At 56.8% G+C, this 16,055-nt stretch carries 18 protein-coding genes and 1 tRNA gene; 16 read left to right on the top strand and 3 right to left on the bottom strand.

From position 1 onward, the window contains the following. Nucleotides 1-153: 153 nt before the first annotated feature. The 5 genes from IFU31_RS17515 (at nucleotide 154) to IFU31_RS17535 (ending at nucleotide 4,125) form a co-directional block, all read left to right on the top strand. Nucleotides 154-227 (top strand) — tRNA-Gly (locus IFU31_RS17515). Between the two features lie 340 nt (nucleotides 228-567). After that, nucleotides 568-741, top strand: a complete 174-nt coding sequence (locus IFU31_RS17520) for a hypothetical protein (RefSeq protein WP_163007609.1) — start codon at nucleotides 568-570, stop codon at nucleotides 739-741. Further along, nucleotides 741-1,346: a hypothetical protein gene (locus IFU31_RS17525; protein WP_122479378.1), complete on the top strand. Its 606-nt coding sequence runs from the start codon at nucleotides 741-743 to the stop codon at nucleotides 1,344-1,346. Before IFU31_RS17520 ends, IFU31_RS17525 begins: the two co-directional genes overlap by 1 nt. Nucleotides 1,347-1,538: 192 nt before the next feature. Further along, nucleotides 1,539-1,934 (top strand): DUF2946 domain-containing protein, encoded by a 396-nt coding sequence (locus IFU31_RS17530; RefSeq protein ID WP_122479725.1) that lies wholly within the window; start codon nucleotides 1,539-1,541, stop codon nucleotides 1,932-1,934. Between the two features lie 109 nt (nucleotides 1,935-2,043). Continuing rightward, the gene (locus IFU31_RS17535; RefSeq protein ID WP_192103962.1) at nucleotides 2,044-4,125 is read left to right on the top strand and encodes a TonB-dependent receptor; all 2,082 of its coding nucleotides are present in this window, start codon (nucleotides 2,044-2,046) and stop codon (nucleotides 4,123-4,125) included. 104 nt (nucleotides 4,126-4,229) lie between these two features. On the opposite strand, the gene IFU31_RS17540 is transcribed toward IFU31_RS17535, so the two are convergent. Further along, entirely contained in the window at nucleotides 4,230-5,210 is a 981-nt protein-coding gene (locus IFU31_RS17540) for a GlxA family transcriptional regulator (protein WP_192103964.1), read from the bottom strand. A 145-nt stretch (nucleotides 5,211-5,355) separates the two neighbouring features. Here IFU31_RS17540 and IFU31_RS17545 point away from each other — a divergent pair, with 145 nt between their 5' ends. Together IFU31_RS17545 and IFU31_RS17550 are read left to right on the top strand one after the other, a co-directional pair. After that, nucleotides 5,356-6,246: an MBL fold metallo-hydrolase gene (locus IFU31_RS17545; protein WP_122479381.1), complete on the top strand. Its 891-nt coding sequence runs from the start codon at nucleotides 5,356-5,358 to the stop codon at nucleotides 6,244-6,246. Nucleotides 6,247-6,327: 81 nt separating this feature from the next. Beyond that, nucleotides 6,328-6,873 carry a cysteine hydrolase family protein gene (locus IFU31_RS17550; RefSeq protein ID WP_192103966.1) on the top strand — a complete coding sequence of 182 codons (546 nt, stop codon included), beginning with the start codon at nucleotides 6,328-6,330 and terminating at the stop codon, nucleotides 6,871-6,873. A 132-nt stretch (nucleotides 6,874-7,005) separates the two neighbouring features. Here the strand turns inward: IFU31_RS17550 and IFU31_RS17555 are convergent, their stop codons facing one another. After that, nucleotides 7,006-7,923, bottom strand: a complete 918-nt coding sequence (locus IFU31_RS17555) for a LysR substrate-binding domain-containing protein (protein ID WP_122479383.1) — start codon at nucleotides 7,921-7,923, stop codon at nucleotides 7,006-7,008. A 189-nt stretch (nucleotides 7,924-8,112) separates the two neighbouring features. On the opposite strand from IFU31_RS17555, the gene IFU31_RS17560 reads away from it, so the two are divergent. The 7 genes from IFU31_RS17560 (at nucleotide 8,113) to IFU31_RS17590 (ending at nucleotide 14,074) form a co-directional block, all read left to right on the top strand. Next, nucleotides 8,113-8,862, top strand: a complete 750-nt coding sequence (locus IFU31_RS17560; protein WP_122479384.1) for an SDR family NAD(P)-dependent oxidoreductase — start codon at nucleotides 8,113-8,115, stop codon at nucleotides 8,860-8,862. Between the two features lie 100 nt (nucleotides 8,863-8,962). Continuing rightward, the gene (locus IFU31_RS17565) at nucleotides 8,963-10,264 is read left to right on the top strand and encodes an MFS transporter (RefSeq protein ID WP_192103968.1); all 1,302 of its coding nucleotides are present in this window, start codon (nucleotides 8,963-8,965) and stop codon (nucleotides 10,262-10,264) included. An 18-nt stretch (nucleotides 10,265-10,282) separates the two neighbouring features. Next, nucleotides 10,283-11,131, top strand: a complete 849-nt coding sequence (locus tag IFU31_RS17570; RefSeq protein WP_122479385.1) for a transketolase — start codon at nucleotides 10,283-10,285, stop codon at nucleotides 11,129-11,131. After that, nucleotides 11,128-12,150: a transketolase family protein gene (locus tag IFU31_RS17575; RefSeq protein ID WP_192103970.1), complete on the top strand. Its 1,023-nt coding sequence runs from the start codon at nucleotides 11,128-11,130 to the stop codon at nucleotides 12,148-12,150. The genes IFU31_RS17570 and IFU31_RS17575 overlap by 4 nt, the downstream gene beginning before the upstream one ends. 49 nt (nucleotides 12,151-12,199) lie before the next feature. Further along, nucleotides 12,200-13,159, top strand: a complete 960-nt coding sequence (locus tag IFU31_RS17580; protein WP_192103971.1) for an alpha/beta hydrolase — start codon at nucleotides 12,200-12,202, stop codon at nucleotides 13,157-13,159. Nucleotides 13,160-13,306: 147 nt separating this feature from the next. Continuing rightward, nucleotides 13,307-13,477: a hypothetical protein gene (locus tag IFU31_RS17585; RefSeq protein WP_240998811.1), complete on the top strand. Its 171-nt coding sequence runs from the start codon at nucleotides 13,307-13,309 to the stop codon at nucleotides 13,475-13,477. Nucleotides 13,478-13,852: 375 nt separating this feature from the next. Beyond that, nucleotides 13,853-14,074, top strand: coding sequence for a PLDc N-terminal domain-containing protein (locus tag IFU31_RS17590; RefSeq protein ID WP_122479387.1), 222 nt, complete (start codon nucleotides 13,853-13,855; stop codon nucleotides 14,072-14,074). A gap of 77 nt (nucleotides 14,075-14,151) precedes the next feature. Here the strand turns inward: IFU31_RS17590 and IFU31_RS17595 are convergent, their stop codons facing one another. Then, nucleotides 14,152-14,592 carry a YqaA family protein gene (locus IFU31_RS17595; RefSeq protein WP_185793983.1) on the bottom strand — a complete coding sequence of 147 codons (441 nt, stop codon included), beginning with the start codon at nucleotides 14,590-14,592 and terminating at the stop codon, nucleotides 14,152-14,154. 368 nt (nucleotides 14,593-14,960) lie between these two features. Here IFU31_RS17595 and IFU31_RS17600 point away from each other — a divergent pair, with 368 nt between their 5' ends. Then, on the top strand, nucleotides 14,961-15,542 hold the full coding sequence (locus tag IFU31_RS17600; protein WP_192103972.1) for a hypothetical protein: 582 nt from the start codon (nucleotides 14,961-14,963) through the stop codon (nucleotides 15,540-15,542). Between the two features lie 100 nt (nucleotides 15,543-15,642). Beyond that, entirely contained in the window at nucleotides 15,643-15,957 is a 315-nt protein-coding gene (locus IFU31_RS17605; RefSeq protein WP_122479390.1) for a hypothetical protein, read from the top strand. Nucleotides 15,958-16,055 lie beyond the last annotated feature (98 nt).

The raw sequence follows: 16,055 nt of genomic DNA on the forward strand, positions 1-16,055 counted from the left end.
AGAGAAACGAAAATTAGCGCTTCAAATTGCCAGGCGCTTCTGGTACAAAGTCAGCCGCCCGGAGCAGGTGTCGAAAGACGCAGTGCACCGAGGTCGCCAAGCTGGCACTCGAGTTCGCAATGAACTGCCAGCGGCACGGAAACAACGCGTCATGCGGGTATAGTTTAGTGGTAAAACGAAAGCTTCCCAAGCTTTAGTTGAGGGTTCGATTCCCTCTACCCGCTCCATGTTTCAGGCAGTATTTTCATTTCCCTACCATTCCCGCTCAGCTTCGTATCCGCCGAATGCCGTTCGACATACTCCGTAGAACATTGCCTCCGACGTAACGAATTTGCGGCTATCTGCTTTGACAGCTCTTGGATATCATCAGCCAATACCGCGAGCGGAACGACCAGCGACACCGTGTCCCACACGGATTGACGTCTCACTGCAGGTGGCCCGCACGGGTGTGCTGGATATGGTTTGGGGAAGCAACACGTACGCCAAGACGTTTGCAAACCAGCGTGCTCACCTGACAATCCACTATTTGTGCATAGAGCCAGCGTATATCTGCCACAGGAGGTCGACATGCCCATACACGCTAAAAGAACTGTCAAGGCTGAAAACCCGCATATCGAAGCTGCCGAGCGATTTCGTCAGTTGGCTCAGATCCTTGCAAGCGATCCAGCAGAGGCCAAGGCTTTTCGCCTCAAGACCGGGATCTACAACAGTAAAGGTCAGCTCAAGGCCTCTTATCGCTGATGTACCAGCAGCTTCCTTCGTTCGTTCTTGGCTTCCATGGCTGCGATCGCGAGATCGGGGAAGCTGTTCTTGCAGGCGACCACATCGCGGCAAGCGTCAATGACTATGACTGGTTGGGTAGAGGTGCCTACTTCTGGGAGAACAGTCCCGAACGCGCGTTTAGCTACGCCGAACATATCAGTAAGTACACCAAGCGCGGTAAGGGGTGGATCAAGCATCCCTATGTCATTGGCGCGGTCATCGACTTGAAGCTGTGTCTCAACCTCACTGATGAGGGCGCACTGGAAGAGCTACGCGGCGCTTACGAGATCCTTGTCGCCACCTCGGACGAAATCCCGATAAACCGACCTGGATTCAACGCAGACCAGGACAACCTGCTCAGACACCTGGATTGCGCCGTGTTCATGACCCTTCATGAAGCCAGAGATTCGGTGGGTCTTCCTGAGTATGCATCGGTGCGTTCTCCATTTTTGGAAGGGCCGCAGCTTTACCCAGGCACTTTTTTTCGCAAGCAAACCCATGTTCAACTCTGCATCCGCGACGCGTCTTGCATCAAAGGCTATTTCCTCCCCAGGAACAGCGACGGATCACTCTTCCAGCCCTGACTAACTAAATGTAGTTTCCGGGACTTTCAGTCCGATCTTCTCCGCAGCCTCATCGACCACCAGCCTAAACCGCGTCAATGCCGGTGAACGAACTTGCCCGCACTATACGTGCGACAAAATAGCGCACGTATGAAAATGTACATCGTTCAGCAAACCGCGCTAAATGACCGCCCCTTCGCGGCGACTTCATTGATGAGTTCGTTGAGACGTATCCGACCCTGGATTGCCTGCTTGGCGATCTTGATGAACATTCTGGCCATGCCGCTCAGCCGTGCGATGCAAGCGCCCGATGTAAATCTCATGATGTGGGGCGGATTCTGTTCCGGGGGAAACTCGAGCGTCGTTTCAGCTGAGTTTCGCCAGGCGATCGAGGCGCTTCAGATACCTCAATCCGAACCCGAACGCGCCATGCACCATGTGGACTGCTGTTGCGGCCATGCCGGGCTGGCGGCCCTGCCCTCGGATTACTACCGCCATTTCCTGCCGCAGTACACCCCCAGGGTCATTCTTGATGATCCTGAACTGCCAACCTTGCACCCAAGGATCCGCTGGCCCAGCCTGAGTCCACGCGCCTCCCCTTTCGCCTGATCGCAACACCGCCCACTGCGTGCGGTGCTGCTCGCTTTGAATTCGTTCCGCGATCCGCGACGGTTGCCGAACGCCCTTGAAGTTTCTTGATGATCAGGAAGTGCGTCCCATGCCTGCTCCATTTTCTTTGCGCCATGCAAAGCGTTTGTCTGTGTCCCGTTCCATATGGCCCGTATTGTCGATAGGCGTACTGGCATCCAGCCCGCTGTCCTTGGCACTGGCTGAAGCCGGCAGGCTGGAAAACCCAACGCTCACCTTGGGCGCCGTGAGCGTTCAAGGCTCGACCAGCGGCCCTTTGGCCACCCGCAGTGTGCTCAGCTCAGTGGATATTCTGGGCGCTGACATCCTTGAAAAAATGCCGGTCAACTACAGTTGGGAGCTTTTCCGCCGCGCCCCGGGGGTGATGCTGACCGAGTTCAATCAAGGCACCACTTCGGGAAAAATCTCGTTCCGCGGCTTCAATGGTGAAGGTGAAGTGAACGCGGTCAAATTATTGATCGACGGCATCCCCAGCAACAGCAACGACGGCAACATGCCGTACATGGACATGATTTTCCCCATGGAGTTGGACAGCATCGAGGTGGTGCGTGGCACCAGCGATGCGCGCTATGGCCTGAACAACATTGCCGGCAACGTCAATATGCTGACCCGCACCGGAGGCGACTACAGCAAGGTACGGCTGCGTTATGGCAGCTTCAATACTCAGGAAGCGCAACTTGCCAAGGGCATTGAAAGCAGCAACTGGTCGCAGAACTATTTCTTTGCCTATCAGAAATCCAGTGGCTACCGGGATCACGCCGAAGCAGACAAGTTTTCAATGTCGGGCAAGTGGTTCTACACACCGGATGACGACAGCTATCGCATCGGACTGATCGCTCGTCACTACGAAACCGAAGCACAGGAGCCGGGCTATCTGGCCGAAGCCGATGCACGTCATCATCCGGAAATGACCAACAGCTTCAATGCGACGGACAAGGGCACTCGGCGCATGAACCAGATCAGCTTGAATTTGGATACCGACTTGACCGATACGCTGGCCTGGTCAGCGAAAACCTACGTCAATACCTTTGATGACAGGCGCTGGACGCAATATTGGCGCACGAGCTCACAGCAAGAGCGTGACGCCTACGAGACGCAATATGGCGCGCTCACCTCGCTGACCTGGCGCCCTGAAGTCAGCTGGCTCCACGACTTCGCTCTGGAAAGCGGTGCAGACGTGCAGCAGCAGCAAAACGAAAGCGAACGCTATCGCACCAGGGACCGCGCTCGTCTGGCAACTACCCGCGATCAACGATTCGACTTCGACATTTACGGCGCTTATGTCCAGGCTGAGATCAAACCTTTCGAGTCACTGAAGATCGTGCCGGCCTACCGGGTCGACAAGATCCAGGGCACCTTCACCAACGAAATGATCGGCAAGGATTACGACATCAACGACTACGGGCTGATCAAGCAGCCAAAGATCAGCGTTGTCTATTCACCGTGGGACGTTGCCAGCGTCTATGCAAACTGGGGGCGTACCTTTCAGGTGGGCACAGGGGCTGCGGCTTACAAGATTCCGCCCAGGGACACCGATCTGGCGCCCTCGATCAACGAAGGTTGGGAAACCGGGGTCAAGTTCACTCCGGCCGACTGGATGGACGGACGTTTAGCTTATTGGCAGCAGGAAGCTTCAGGAGAGGTCAGTCGCAGACTGAACGACCCTAGTGGCGAGTCCGACAACGTCGGAGAAACCCGGCGCTGGGGCTACGATTTGCAGATGAACCTGTACCCCAACGAGCGCACCGACATCTGGTTGGCCTACTCTTGGCAGTACTCGAAGATTCTTCAGCCGAGCAGCTCGCTGCCTGACAGCAAAGGCCAGGAAATCGACCATATCCCCCATCATCTATACAGCGCCGGCATCAGCTATGACGCGACACCTGCATTGCAACTGACTGCATGGATGAACGGGCAGACCGACTATTACCTGGAGCGTGAGAACACGAAAAGACGTTATGGCGGCTACGTTCTCATGAACTTAGGCGCGACGTATCAAGTGACTCAGTCAGTCAGCGTAGACTTGCAATTGAAGAACCTTGCCGACCAATACTATGAATACGTTTGGTACGACCCGGACGGCGCTAGGGCATCCCTGCACTCACCAGGCGATGGTCGTGCGATTTACGCCGGAGTGACCGTGGACTTTTGATCGAGCAAGATCGCTGGGGCCTGTTTGGCCCCAGCAACACGGAAGACCGAACCAATACCCATACCGAGTTGGGTATCAAGCACGCGACCTGAAGAAAGTGTGATTCACCGGGTTTTGCCTTCCACTTCCATTGCGCGAGAAAACATCCGCCGATACTCGGATGGCGAGGTGCCGAGTTGCGCGCCGAATTGCTGCCTCAAGGATAACGGCGTTCCAAAGCCGGCCTCCCCGGCAATGCATTCAATGGGTAGATCCGTGGTTTCGAGCAGCTGTTGCGCCCGAGCCACTCGCTCGGCATTCAACCATCTGGATACGGTACCGCCAGTGGCCTCCCTGAAACGCCGAGTGAATGTGCGTCTGCTCATTTTTGCCTTGTCCGCGAGCACGTCCAACGGCAACTCGCTGGCCAGGTTCATTCTGGCCCACGCCAGTACTTCGGATAAATGGGTCTCGCTGGAAAGCTGCGACAGAGGATGCTCGACGTATTGCGCTTGACCGCCCTGCCGGTGAGGCGGCGTCACCAGCATCTTCGCCGTGCGATTCGCCACGTCGGCGCCAAGTCGCTGCCGAACGAGGTGAAGGCAGCAGTCAATGGCCGCTACCGTTCCTGCAGAGGTCACGATGTTGCCGGCACTGACATAGAGCACTTCAGGCCTGAAACACGCTTTCGGGAAACGCCTGGCGAACTCGTCCCTTACAGCCCAGTGAGTAGTCGCTTCTTTACCGTCCAGTAACCCGGCGTCGCCCAGGACGAATGCACCCAGACACAATCCGACTATGAGCTTGCCCTGCTCATCGGCGAGCTGCAGCGCTTTCACGAGTTCGGCGGACGCAATAACCGATTGATCGCCCCACGCAGGGATGACGATGACGTCCGCTGCCTCCATCAGCTCAAGGCCGTGCGCGACTGCCAAGCCGATGCCTTGATCACTGGTCACCATACCTGGCAGCTCTGCGCAGTAACTGACCTCGTATCGGGGTGCGCCAGGCGCTGATTGCGCCGTACCCAGCACCATTCCCGGTACCGAAAGGTGGAAGAGGCTCACGCCGTTGAACGCCAGAACCGCTACACGGATGGATTGCATGGAGGAGCCTCTCCAGATTATCGACGTCGCCAAACAAAGCAACAGATTGGCCCGATTATATCGAACTATGTCATTCAGGCCACTGTTGCCTACTTTCCCATTACGCAAGAATGGAATCATCCACATATCAACAGGATGTATCTCCATGAATATCAGAAACCTCCCCTTTGCGCTCAGCATGGCCTGCACTGCAGTCGCCATGCCGGTATTGGCAGGCTCGAACCTATCCGAGACACCCGATGCGGCTCATGCAGTCAGCCTGCAGCAGGTTCGCAACGCGACGGTGAAAATCACCTATGGCGCTACGACCTTCTTGATCGATCCGATGCTGTCCAAAAAAGGAACCTACCCAGGATTCGAGAACACTTATCGCAGCAACCTGCGTAACCCGTTGGTCGACCTGCCTGAATCAGCTGAAAAAGTGATCTCCGGCGTCGACGCGGTCATCGTCACTCACACGCATCTTGACCACTGGGACGATGCCGCACAAAAAGCGTTGCCCAAAGACATTCCGTTGTTCACGCAGCATGAAGAAGATGCGAAGTTGATTCGTTCCCAAGGTTTCAAGAACGTCCGCGTTCTTCAGGGTGATGCCGAATTCAGCGGCGTCAAACTCACCAAGACAGGTGGCCAGCATGGCACTGACGAAATGTATGCCGTGCCCGCTCTCGCGAAACCTCTGGGTGAAGCAATGGGCGTCGTTTTTCAAGCGCCGGGCTACAAGACCCTATACCTCGCGGGGGACACCATCTGGCGTAAAGGAGTGGACGAAGCTATCGCGAAGTATCACCCCGAGGTCATTGTGCTGAATGCCGGCAAAGCCAAGATGACCGGTTACGAAGGCGCAATCATCATGGGCGAGGAAGATGTTCTGCGTGCAACGAAGGCCGCGGAAAACGCGAAGATCGTTGCTGTGCACATGGACGCTGTCAACCACATGTCACTTACGCGTGAAGAGCTGCGTACCTACGTCAAGCAGCAAGGTATCGAGCGTCACGTCGACATTCCGGAGGACGGTGTTTCACTGAAGTTCTGATCGCGGACGCCAGCTTGATGCCCCGTGAACAGTTCGGTCCTTACAGAGCCAACACATTGATAATACGACTGGAGATGACTCATGAAACGAGGTCTTGTAGTAGTTGATTTGCAAAACGAATACTTGCCCACTGGCAACCTGCCGTTGACCAGGATTGAAGAGGCCGTCGCGAATGCAGTGCGGGTGATCCGTGATGCACGCGATGCCGGCATTCCGGTGTTTCACATACGGCATGAGACGGACAATGAAGGCGCCACGATCTTCGTCAAGGGAAGTGCCGGTGCGCAAATTCAATCCGCGGTAACGCCCGAGGACCGCGACCCTGTGATTGTCAAAAAGCACATCAATGCCTTCAGGGAAACCGATCTGAAACAGCGCCTGGATGCTGAAGGTGTAGAGGAAATCGTAGTGATAGGGGCGATGAGCCATATGTGCATCGACGCCGTTGTACGCGCCGCTGTAGATATGGGTTACCCGGTCACGGTACTGCATGATGCGTGTGCCACCTTGGATCTGACTTTTCGTGGTGTGACTGTGCCCGCAGCGCAGGCCCATGCGGCAGTGATGGCAGCATTCGAGTTCGGCTACGCCAGCGTCCAATCCGTCGACGAGTACTTGTCGGCTTGAAAGCGTAGTAACTCGGTCAGTCGGAGCCCGTAAGGGCTCTCTCTAGGGGAGCGGCCCGATAACGGAGTTGTCTCGTTCAAGATCAAGCGGTGATCAAAATTCAAGGTCAATCTGCCACCCGGGAACGCCGTTTCAGAACACAAACCGGTGCCCCATCTCCCCCTCCATCCACGTCAGAAACCGCCTGACCCTGGGAAAGGACGAATGGGCTTTTGGGAACACCAAGTGGTGAGCAGCAACAGCGGCACTCAACGATTCAGGTGCAACTTCCACAAGTGCGCCCGACGAGAGATATTTCTGCGCCAGCAGCGTACTTTCCAGTGCAAAACCAAGGCCGTGGCTTGCAGCCTCCAATGTCATGTAGGAACGATCGAAGCTCAACGCATAGGGATGTTCGGGGCGGGCCAGGCCGTGCTGTGCGAACCATTCGGGCCACTGGAGCAGCGTCGCTTCCGAGAGGATCAACTCCTTGTTCAACAAGTCACCGGCGCTGACGACTGGACGCTTTGCCAACAACTGTGGAGAAGCCAGCACCGCAAAGGCTTCGTTGCGCACCGTTCGCACTTCATAGCTGGGCCAGTTGGGAAGGCCATGGCGTATATCGACATCAATCTTGTCCCGACTGAAGTGCAAGGACTCATAGGAACACGACAGGTTGATCTGGATATCGGGATGACTCACGCGGAATGCTTCCAGGCGCGGCATCAGCCAAAGCAGGCCGAAGCTTGGAGAGGAGTGCAGTCGCAGGCAGTCGAGACTCACGTCACTGGCGGCTCTTTCGGTCGCCACCTCGAGGCTGTGCAGCAAACCGGAAATATCCTTGAGGTACTGCTCGCCCACCGGGGTGAGGGTGACGCCACGGGCAGCGCGCACGAAAAGCTGTCTACCTATCATCGCTTCCAGATTCGCCAACTGATGGCTGACAGCTGAGGGTGTCAGATTCAATACTTCGGCCGCCCTGGCGAGATTGCCAAAGCGGGCCGTTTGCTCGAAGGCTTGAATGGCCCTCAGCGGTGGCAGGTCCCGGGGCGCACTGTCGTGAAGGCGCATAAGTACTCGGCTCTTATTGTTGAGATTTTCTGGGCGAGTCTTATTCAATCATCCTGCGTGTCTGGTGACGAGAAGTGAATTTTCCTCAGCTAGCAGTGAGGCTTGCAATATTGCTGGATGCGCGTGCGAGGAACACCCTGAGCCATCGATTTTCGAATCGAATCATAAAAACAATCACAGGAATTCCCCATGCTTCTTCAAGGCAAAGTTGCAATCATCACCGGTGCTGCATCTGAACGCGGAATCGGTCGAGCCACTGCCATCACGTTCGCCCAGCAGGGTGCCCATGTCGTCATCCTGGACCTCGATGAATCCGCCGCGCGCGACGCCGCTTCGGCGTTGGGTGAAGGCCATCTGGGAGTGGCCGCCAACGTCGCAGACCAACATCAAGTCAAACAAGCGGTCGACAAGGTCATAGCGCGCTTCGGTCGAATAGACATTCTGGTCAACAACGCGGGCATCACCCAGCCGATCAAGACCCTTGACATCAGCCCTGCCGACTACGACAGAGTGCTGGATGTAAGTCTGCGCGGCACTTTGCTCATGTCTCAAGCCGTCATTCCGTTCATGAAGAGTCAGGCCTGCGGAAGCATCGTCTGCATGTCGTCGGTATCGGCTCAACGCGGCGGCGGCATATTCGGCGGACCGCACTACAGCGCGGCCAAGGCGGGCGTATTGGGCCTTGGCAAGGCGATGGCCAGGGAATTCGGGCCGGACAACATTCGCGTCAATTCCATTGCTCCCGGTTTGATTCATACCGATATTACTGGCGGCTTGATGCAGGACGAGCGTCGTCACGCGATTATCGATGGCATCCCGCTAGGTCGCCTCGGCGCGGCTCAGGATGTCGCCAACGCTGCGCTGTTTCTTGGAAGCGATCTGTCTTCGTACCTCACTGGCATCACGCTAGATGTCAATGGCGGCATGCTGATCCACTGAGGACAGGTAACCGGGTCGACACTGACCCGTGTTGTTCTAGATCAATGGCACGCTGGGCAACTGCGCCTGGCCGTCTATAAAAACAAGAGATCGGACAATCATGATGACTTCCATGACGCTCGAAGCGGTTTCGACCGTGCGCTCGAATGCTTATCGCAAAACCGCCTGGCGGCTGATGCCTTTCTTGATGCTCTGTTATCTGTGTGCGTATTTGGATCGTGTGAACGTTGGCTTCGCCAAACTGCAAATGATGAGCGACTTGTCGCTCAGTGAAACTGTGTACGGCCTCGGTGCCGGCATGTTCTTTCTTGGCTACTTTCTCTGCGAAGTTCCCAGCAATCTGATTCTTCACAAAGTTGGGGCGCGTCGATGGATCGCCCGCATCATGATCTCGTGGGGCATCATCTCTGCCCTCTTCGCCTTTGTGGAAACGGCCTGGCAATTCTATGTGCTGCGCTTCCTCCTGGGCATTGCTGAAGCAGGCCTGGCGCCGGGGTTGCTGCTTTACCTCACCTACTGGTTTCCCTCGTATCGCCGAGCCAAGATGACCGTGCTCTGGTTCATTGCGATTCCACTTTCAGGAATGATCGGCGGGCCTCTTTCCGGCTTGATCATGGCCAAGTTTGCAGGCTTTCATGGATGGGCCGGCTGGCAGTGGATGTTCGTCATCGAAGCGATACCTACGGTCATTGTTGGCTTTTTCGTACTGGCGTATCTGAAGGATGGCGTACACCAGGCCACTTGGCTCACCGATGAAGAAAAGGAGCTTGTGAACAAGGAACTGGCGGAGGACAACAGTCGTAAGGTCACTCACGGTTCGGTACGTGATTTTTTGCGCGACCGTCGCCTGTGGATGCTGGCGTGCATCTACTTTTGTGTCGTGATGGGTCAGTACGCGATCACCTTCTGGCTACCTACCTTGATCCGCAATGCCGGGGTTTCCGACCCCCTGCACATCGGCTTGGTCACCAGCTTGCCTTACATGTGCGCAATCGTGGCAATGCTGTTGATGGGCCGAAGTGGCGACAAGCACCGCGAACGTCGGTGGCACTTGATTGCACCCATGATCGCAGGGGCCTTGGGCCTTACGTTGGCAGCCATCTTCGGTGGAAACCTGGTCATCTCTGTCCTGAGTCTCTGCCTGGCGGCGGCAGGGGTTCTGTCTGCCTCCTCCCTGTTCTGGATGCTACCGACCACACTGCTGGGCGGGGTTTCTGCCGCTGCGGGAATCGCCGGCATCAACAGCTTTGCCAACCTCGCCGGCTTCTGCTCGCCCTACCTGATTGGCTGGATCACCACCACGACCGGATCAAGCGCGATAGGGATGTACCTCATCACCGGCGTGCTGTGCATGGGTGCTTGCCTGGTACTGCGAATCCCCGCCGCTTCGGTCAATCGTTGAGTCAACGGAGTACATGCAATGACTGCTATTTCATCCAAGGTTTCTGAAACATCACTGGCACAACGCGCCCTCAATATCCGTCGTCATGCGCTGCGCATGGGCCAGGTTCAAGGTCAAGGCTACGTCGGTCAGGCATTGGGAGCGGCTGACTTGCTCGCTGTGGCCTACTTTCACGCGTTGAACTACAAGCCCCACGACCCCGAATGGGAACAACGTGACCGCTTCTATCTCTCCATCGGCCACTATGCCATTGCGCTGTATGCGGCACTGATCGAAGCGGAAATCATCCCGTTGGACGAGCTCGAAACCTATGGCTCCGATGACAGCCGCCTGCCGATGTCCGGGATGGCAACCTACACCCCTGGCATGGAGATCACAGGCGGCTCGCTGGGCCAGGGTCTGGGCATTGCCGTCGGTGCGTGCCTGGGGCTCAAGCGTAAAGGTTCTGACTCGTTCGTCTACAACCTGCTGTCCGACGGTGAACTGAACGAAGGGTCGACCTGGGAAGCGGTGATGTCAGCCTCTCACTGGAAGCTCGATAATCTGATCGCCATTGTGGACGTAAACAACCAACAAGCGGACGGCCGCTCCAGCGAAGTTCTGGCATTCGAGCCCATCGTTGACCGTTGGCAGGCGTTCGGTTGGTTCACGCAGCGAGTGGATGGCAATGATCTGGACGCGTTGGTCGAGGCTTTCGATGCCGCACGCAGTCATTCGCAAGCTCAACCGCGAGTGATCATCTGCGATACCAAAATGGGTAGAGGCGTGCCGTTTCTGGAAACTCGGGAGAAGGCCCATTTCATTCGCGTGGATGAGCATGAGTGGAACCTGGCCTTGAACCACCTCGAAGAAGGAGACACTGTATGAACGACTTGAAGAACGACACTGCCCAGGCTCCAGTGGCCGCCAAGAAGAAACTCACCACCTCTGCAATGATTGCGTCGATTGCTTCTGAAGGTCAGGCAACCCGATCGGCCCCTTTTGGCCTCGCCCTGGCGGCCCTGGCTGCAGACCGACCTGATATCGTTGGGCTCTCCGCCGACCTGGCCAAATACACCGATCTGCATATCTTCGCGCAGGCACATCCTGACCGGTTCTATCAGATGGGCATGGCTGAGCAGCTGCTGATGAGTGCCGCTGCAGGCATGGCGCGCGAAGGCTTTGTTCCCTTTGCCACTACCTATGCCGTGTTTGCCTCGCGCCGTGCCTATGATTTCATCTGCATGGCAATCGCCGAAGAGAATCTCAACGTCAAGATCGTCTGCGGGCTGCCAGGTTTAACGACCGGTTATGGCCCCAGCCATCAAGCCACCGACGATCTGGCCATCTTCCGCGCGATGCCGAACCTGATGATTGTCGACCCCTGCGATGCGCTTGAAATCGAGCAAGCCGTTCCCGCCATCGCCGCTCACAACGGCCCGGTGTACATGCGTTTGCTGCGCGGTAACGTTCCACTGGTGCTGGATGAATATGGCTACACCTTCGAGATCGGAAAAGCCAAGACCCTGCGCACAGGCAATGACGTTCTGATCGTCTCGACCGGCTTGATGACCATGCGAGCCCTGGAGGCAGCCAAGGCGCTTCAAGCCGATGGCATTGATGTTGCGGTACTTCACGTACCCACCATCAAGCCGTTGGACGAACAAACCATTCTGGCGGAAGCTCGAAAGCCAGGCAGGCTGGTCGTGTCGGCAGAGAACCATTCGATCATCGGTGGTCTGGGTGAAGCAGTGGCGACTGTCCTGCTGCGCAATGGCGTGACGCCCGCATTCCGGCAAATTGCACTGCCCGACGCCTTTCTCGACGCTGGCGCTCTGCCTACACTGCACGACCGTTATGGCATTTCCACTCAAGCCGTATGCGCTCGGATCAAGAGCTGGCTTTGACTCATTTCTCGGGGGCTGTATGCCCCCGATTCAGAGAAGGAACAGCCCGATGGACACAGATAGGCTCCTTGATCCGTCCTATGAATTCTTCCTGACCGAGCCCTCCAGGCAGTGGACTCGAGAAACCCTTGCAAGCATCCGGGATGATATCCACAACGACTATCGCTCAGCCGACACGGCCCACGGTCAGCAACAATGGACTGAGAGTGATGCCGACTGTCCACCTGTACGTTTGCGCATTCATCGACCAAGATCCGAAACGACTCAGAACCTACCATTGCCGGCCATCCTGTACATCCACGGGGGTGGCTTTGTTCTGGGTTGTCCGGAGATGGCGGACGGCTATCTGGCCGACCTTGCCGCCGATCTTCAGGTCGTCGTGGTTGCAGTCGACTATCGCCTGGCGCCGGAACATCCTTTTCCGGCGCCCCTCGAGGACTGCTACAGGGCACTGACCTGGATCTATCTCAACTCACTTTCTCAAGGGATAGACGAGCATAAAGTAGTCATCATGGGCCACAGCGCAGGGGGCGGGCTCGCTGCCGCTTTGGCGCTGTTGGCAAGAGACAGGGAGCAACGCAAGGCTGCAGGTCTGGTCATGATTTACCCCATGCTTGATCATCGAACGGGGTCTGCATCATCGCTCATGAATAACCCGGCGACGGGCAGGCTGAGTTGGTCGCGAGCAGCGAATCATTTCTGTTGGCAGTGCATGCAAGGTGAATACGACGCCAATGATGAACGAGCGTATTTATTGTCTCCCTCGCTCGCTCCGCATCTTGAGGGCCTTCCACCAAGCTTCATCGGTGTTGGCGCGCTGGATCTGTTTTTGGAAGAAGACGTAGAGTTTGGTCTGAAATTGTCACGATCCGGCGTTCCGGTGGAGATGCACGTCTACCCCGGCGTACCTCATATGTTCGATCAGTACCCGGGGGCCGTTACAGAGCAAAGCAACAGCGATGTGAGGAGGGCACTCGGGAAGATGGTGCACGTTGCAGTGGCAAACTGAAGCATAGTCAGACGCCAATCTTCTCTAGTGCGCTGTCTACAGCTCCATCTTGATTTCGCAACTAGGGACCAAGCGGCGGCCCCCTCGCGCCCCTTTGAGCGATCTGCGACCCCGGACAGCGACGCCCTGAAGCGGGACGAAGTGAAGATGATGGTGCAGGTCAATGGCAGGCTGCGTGGGGAAATTCTGATCCAGGCCGACGCCGACCATGACACGATACGTGCCCAGGCGCTGTCCCATGCGGTGTTAAGCAAACATCTGGAAGGGGCTGGAAGGATGATCGTAGTACCTAACCGGTTGGTGAACTTCATCGTCTGACTATTCAGGTGATCCGCTGGAAACAAGAAAACCGGCATTTCTCGCGGGATGCCGGTTTTTTCGTTCAGCCCTGAGTCGGGTAGCGAAGCAGATCAGTATTTTGATTTTTTCCACCCTCCCCGCTCAGCCTCTTAGCCGCCGAACGCCGTTCGCCATACTCCGCAGAACACTGCATCCGGCGTAACGACTCTCAGGCCGTCTGCTTCGCCAGCTCATGGATATCATCAGCCAATGCACAGACGCCGATTCGCCCCCCCTTCTACATCATGCAAATCGAGCACGGGAACGTACGGTCAATCGCCAACTGGAAATGATCGGGAACTTGCGCAGACCGGTATCCCTCTCCTGTAGGTGATTGCTCAGGAGTGATAAACCATGGAAACCTCGATTTTCTGGGCGGCGTCCGCCGTGATCGTTCTGTTGCTGGACGCTTGGGTACTGACGAGCGTCTGGCGAAGCACCAAAAGCTCCGGCACGAAGCTGGGCTGGACGGTGCTGATCTTTGTACTGCCCCTTGTCGGACTCGCCATCTGGGGCATCGCGGGGCCGAGAGGCGTTGCCATTCCGCCAACATCGGATAAACACAGCAAAGGCTGATGCCGATCCTACCCATCTGATACTCGTTGGCTGGCATGTGTTTGATTCGCCATTCACAGGGGTTCGGCTGGGGGCGTTCATATCGCCCAGCCAAGCGTGATCGCGGTCAGTGCCAAATAGCGGAACGCTTTGGCCAGCGTAACCACGACCAGAAAACGCCAGAGCGGCTCACGCATGACGCCAGCGATCATAGTGATGGGATCACCGATGATCGGCACCCAGCTGAACAAGAGCGCCCAGTATCCGTAGCGCAGGTAGGCATTCTGCGCTTTATCCAAGTGGCGCTCACTGATGGGAAACCAACGGCGGTGCCGAAAACGTTCGATAGAGCGGCCCAGGTACCAGTTCACGACAGAACCCAGCACGTTGCCCGCCGTGGCGATCAGTACGAGCAACACCGTTGCGTAGTGTTGCGAAACAAGCATGCCCACCAATACCGCTTCGGATTGCAAAGGCAGAAGCGTGGCGGCACCGAACGCCACGACGAAAAGGCTTACATAGCTGGTTAGTTCGAACACCTTGTCATCTCGCGTGTGAAGGCCTGCTGCGGAGTGAACGTTTCAAACGCAGTTATCCGCAACAGCTCGCAGGTTTCAAGGGCTGATACCGGCTCTGCTGTACCGCATGGTGTGGAAACTGTCCCATTGGCACCAGCTATACAGATAAACAAGATGCAGATGTAGCGCATCGATCAGCACAGATTCGTTGCTCGCAACCTTGCAAAGCCCCCCCGCCCAGCACCCTTCATTTCTCGATCAAACAGCCAGTTACGCCAACTCAATCAGAAAACCACCCAACATTGCGAAGAAATTTCTGACACTGATGTTGACGGTTCAGTTACCTATCCAGCCTAGTAATATCCTCTTACTTGATAGGGACATCCATCATGATCATCCTGGTAGCGGGTATTCATGGCGTGGGAAAAACCTGGCATTGCGAGCATTACGGGCACCGTCGGGGCGTGTTGCACAGCAGCGCTTCGGGTTTGGTCAGGCAGGTGCTGGCCTGTGTGAAATGGAGCGATGATCGCTACGCGACCAATCGAGACCGCAACCGCCAGGCACTGGAACTGGCCGTGACCAGCATCGCCGCCAGTGGCAAGTCGATGCTGCTGGAAGGAAACGTGGCGTTGATGGGTAAGCGCCCACGTTCGTCGGGCACCGATCTGACGGCGTTCGAGCGGCTTTCCCTGGGGGCGATTGTGTTGCTGGAGAGCGATCCGTGGACGGTGTTGAAGCGGTTGCCGGCCAGTCACGCTTCGCCGACCGAGGTCGAGGTGTTCCAGCACCAGGAGCGCGAGAGCGCGCGAGCCGTTGCGCGCCACCTGGATATTCCACTGATGCTGCTGCGCGACTGCAGTGATCACACCTTTGGCCAGACCCTTGATGCCTGGCTGAAGCGCGGGCAGCCCATCTCCATTGATACAGCCAGACGCCATCCACCTGGATTTCATCGCCAATACCGCTGAGAAGCATTGCTGCGACGAGATGCCGCTCGTCGCCTCGACGGCACCTTGCGTGCAAGACGCTGGCCCAATGCTTGTACCCCAATCACTGCGGAGATGCACCATGATGATTAGCAAAAAGCTTGCCTCGCTGGCTCTGGCCGGTCTTCTGTCGGCCTCGTCGTTCGCGGCGATTGCGGCATCCAATGACAGCAACCCTACTGCCACCCCGGAAGCACCATCGGGCAAGCAGGTCATTCCAGGCACCGACAAATCGCCCGACAATGGCAACGCCACCGGTATCGACGGCAAGACCGGTTCCATGAGCCAGGGCGCAGACGCCGGCACCACCGACGGTGGCCCTACCCCGATGGGCGCGACCAAAGGCGATGGCAGCTCGGGCAACAGCGGCGGCAACGGCAGCGGCGCTGGCAAATAAGCCCACCGCACCTTCTGCAGCGGCGCGAATTCCGTCCTTCAAATTGCCAAGCGCAATTGCAAGGTCAACCGGATTCGCGCCGTTGGCGTTTCCGCAGA

The organism is Pseudomonas sp. CFBP 13602, from assembly GCF_014842725.1.
Taxonomy (GTDB): domain Bacteria; phylum Pseudomonadota; class Gammaproteobacteria; order Pseudomonadales; family Pseudomonadaceae; genus Aquipseudomonas; species Aquipseudomonas baltica.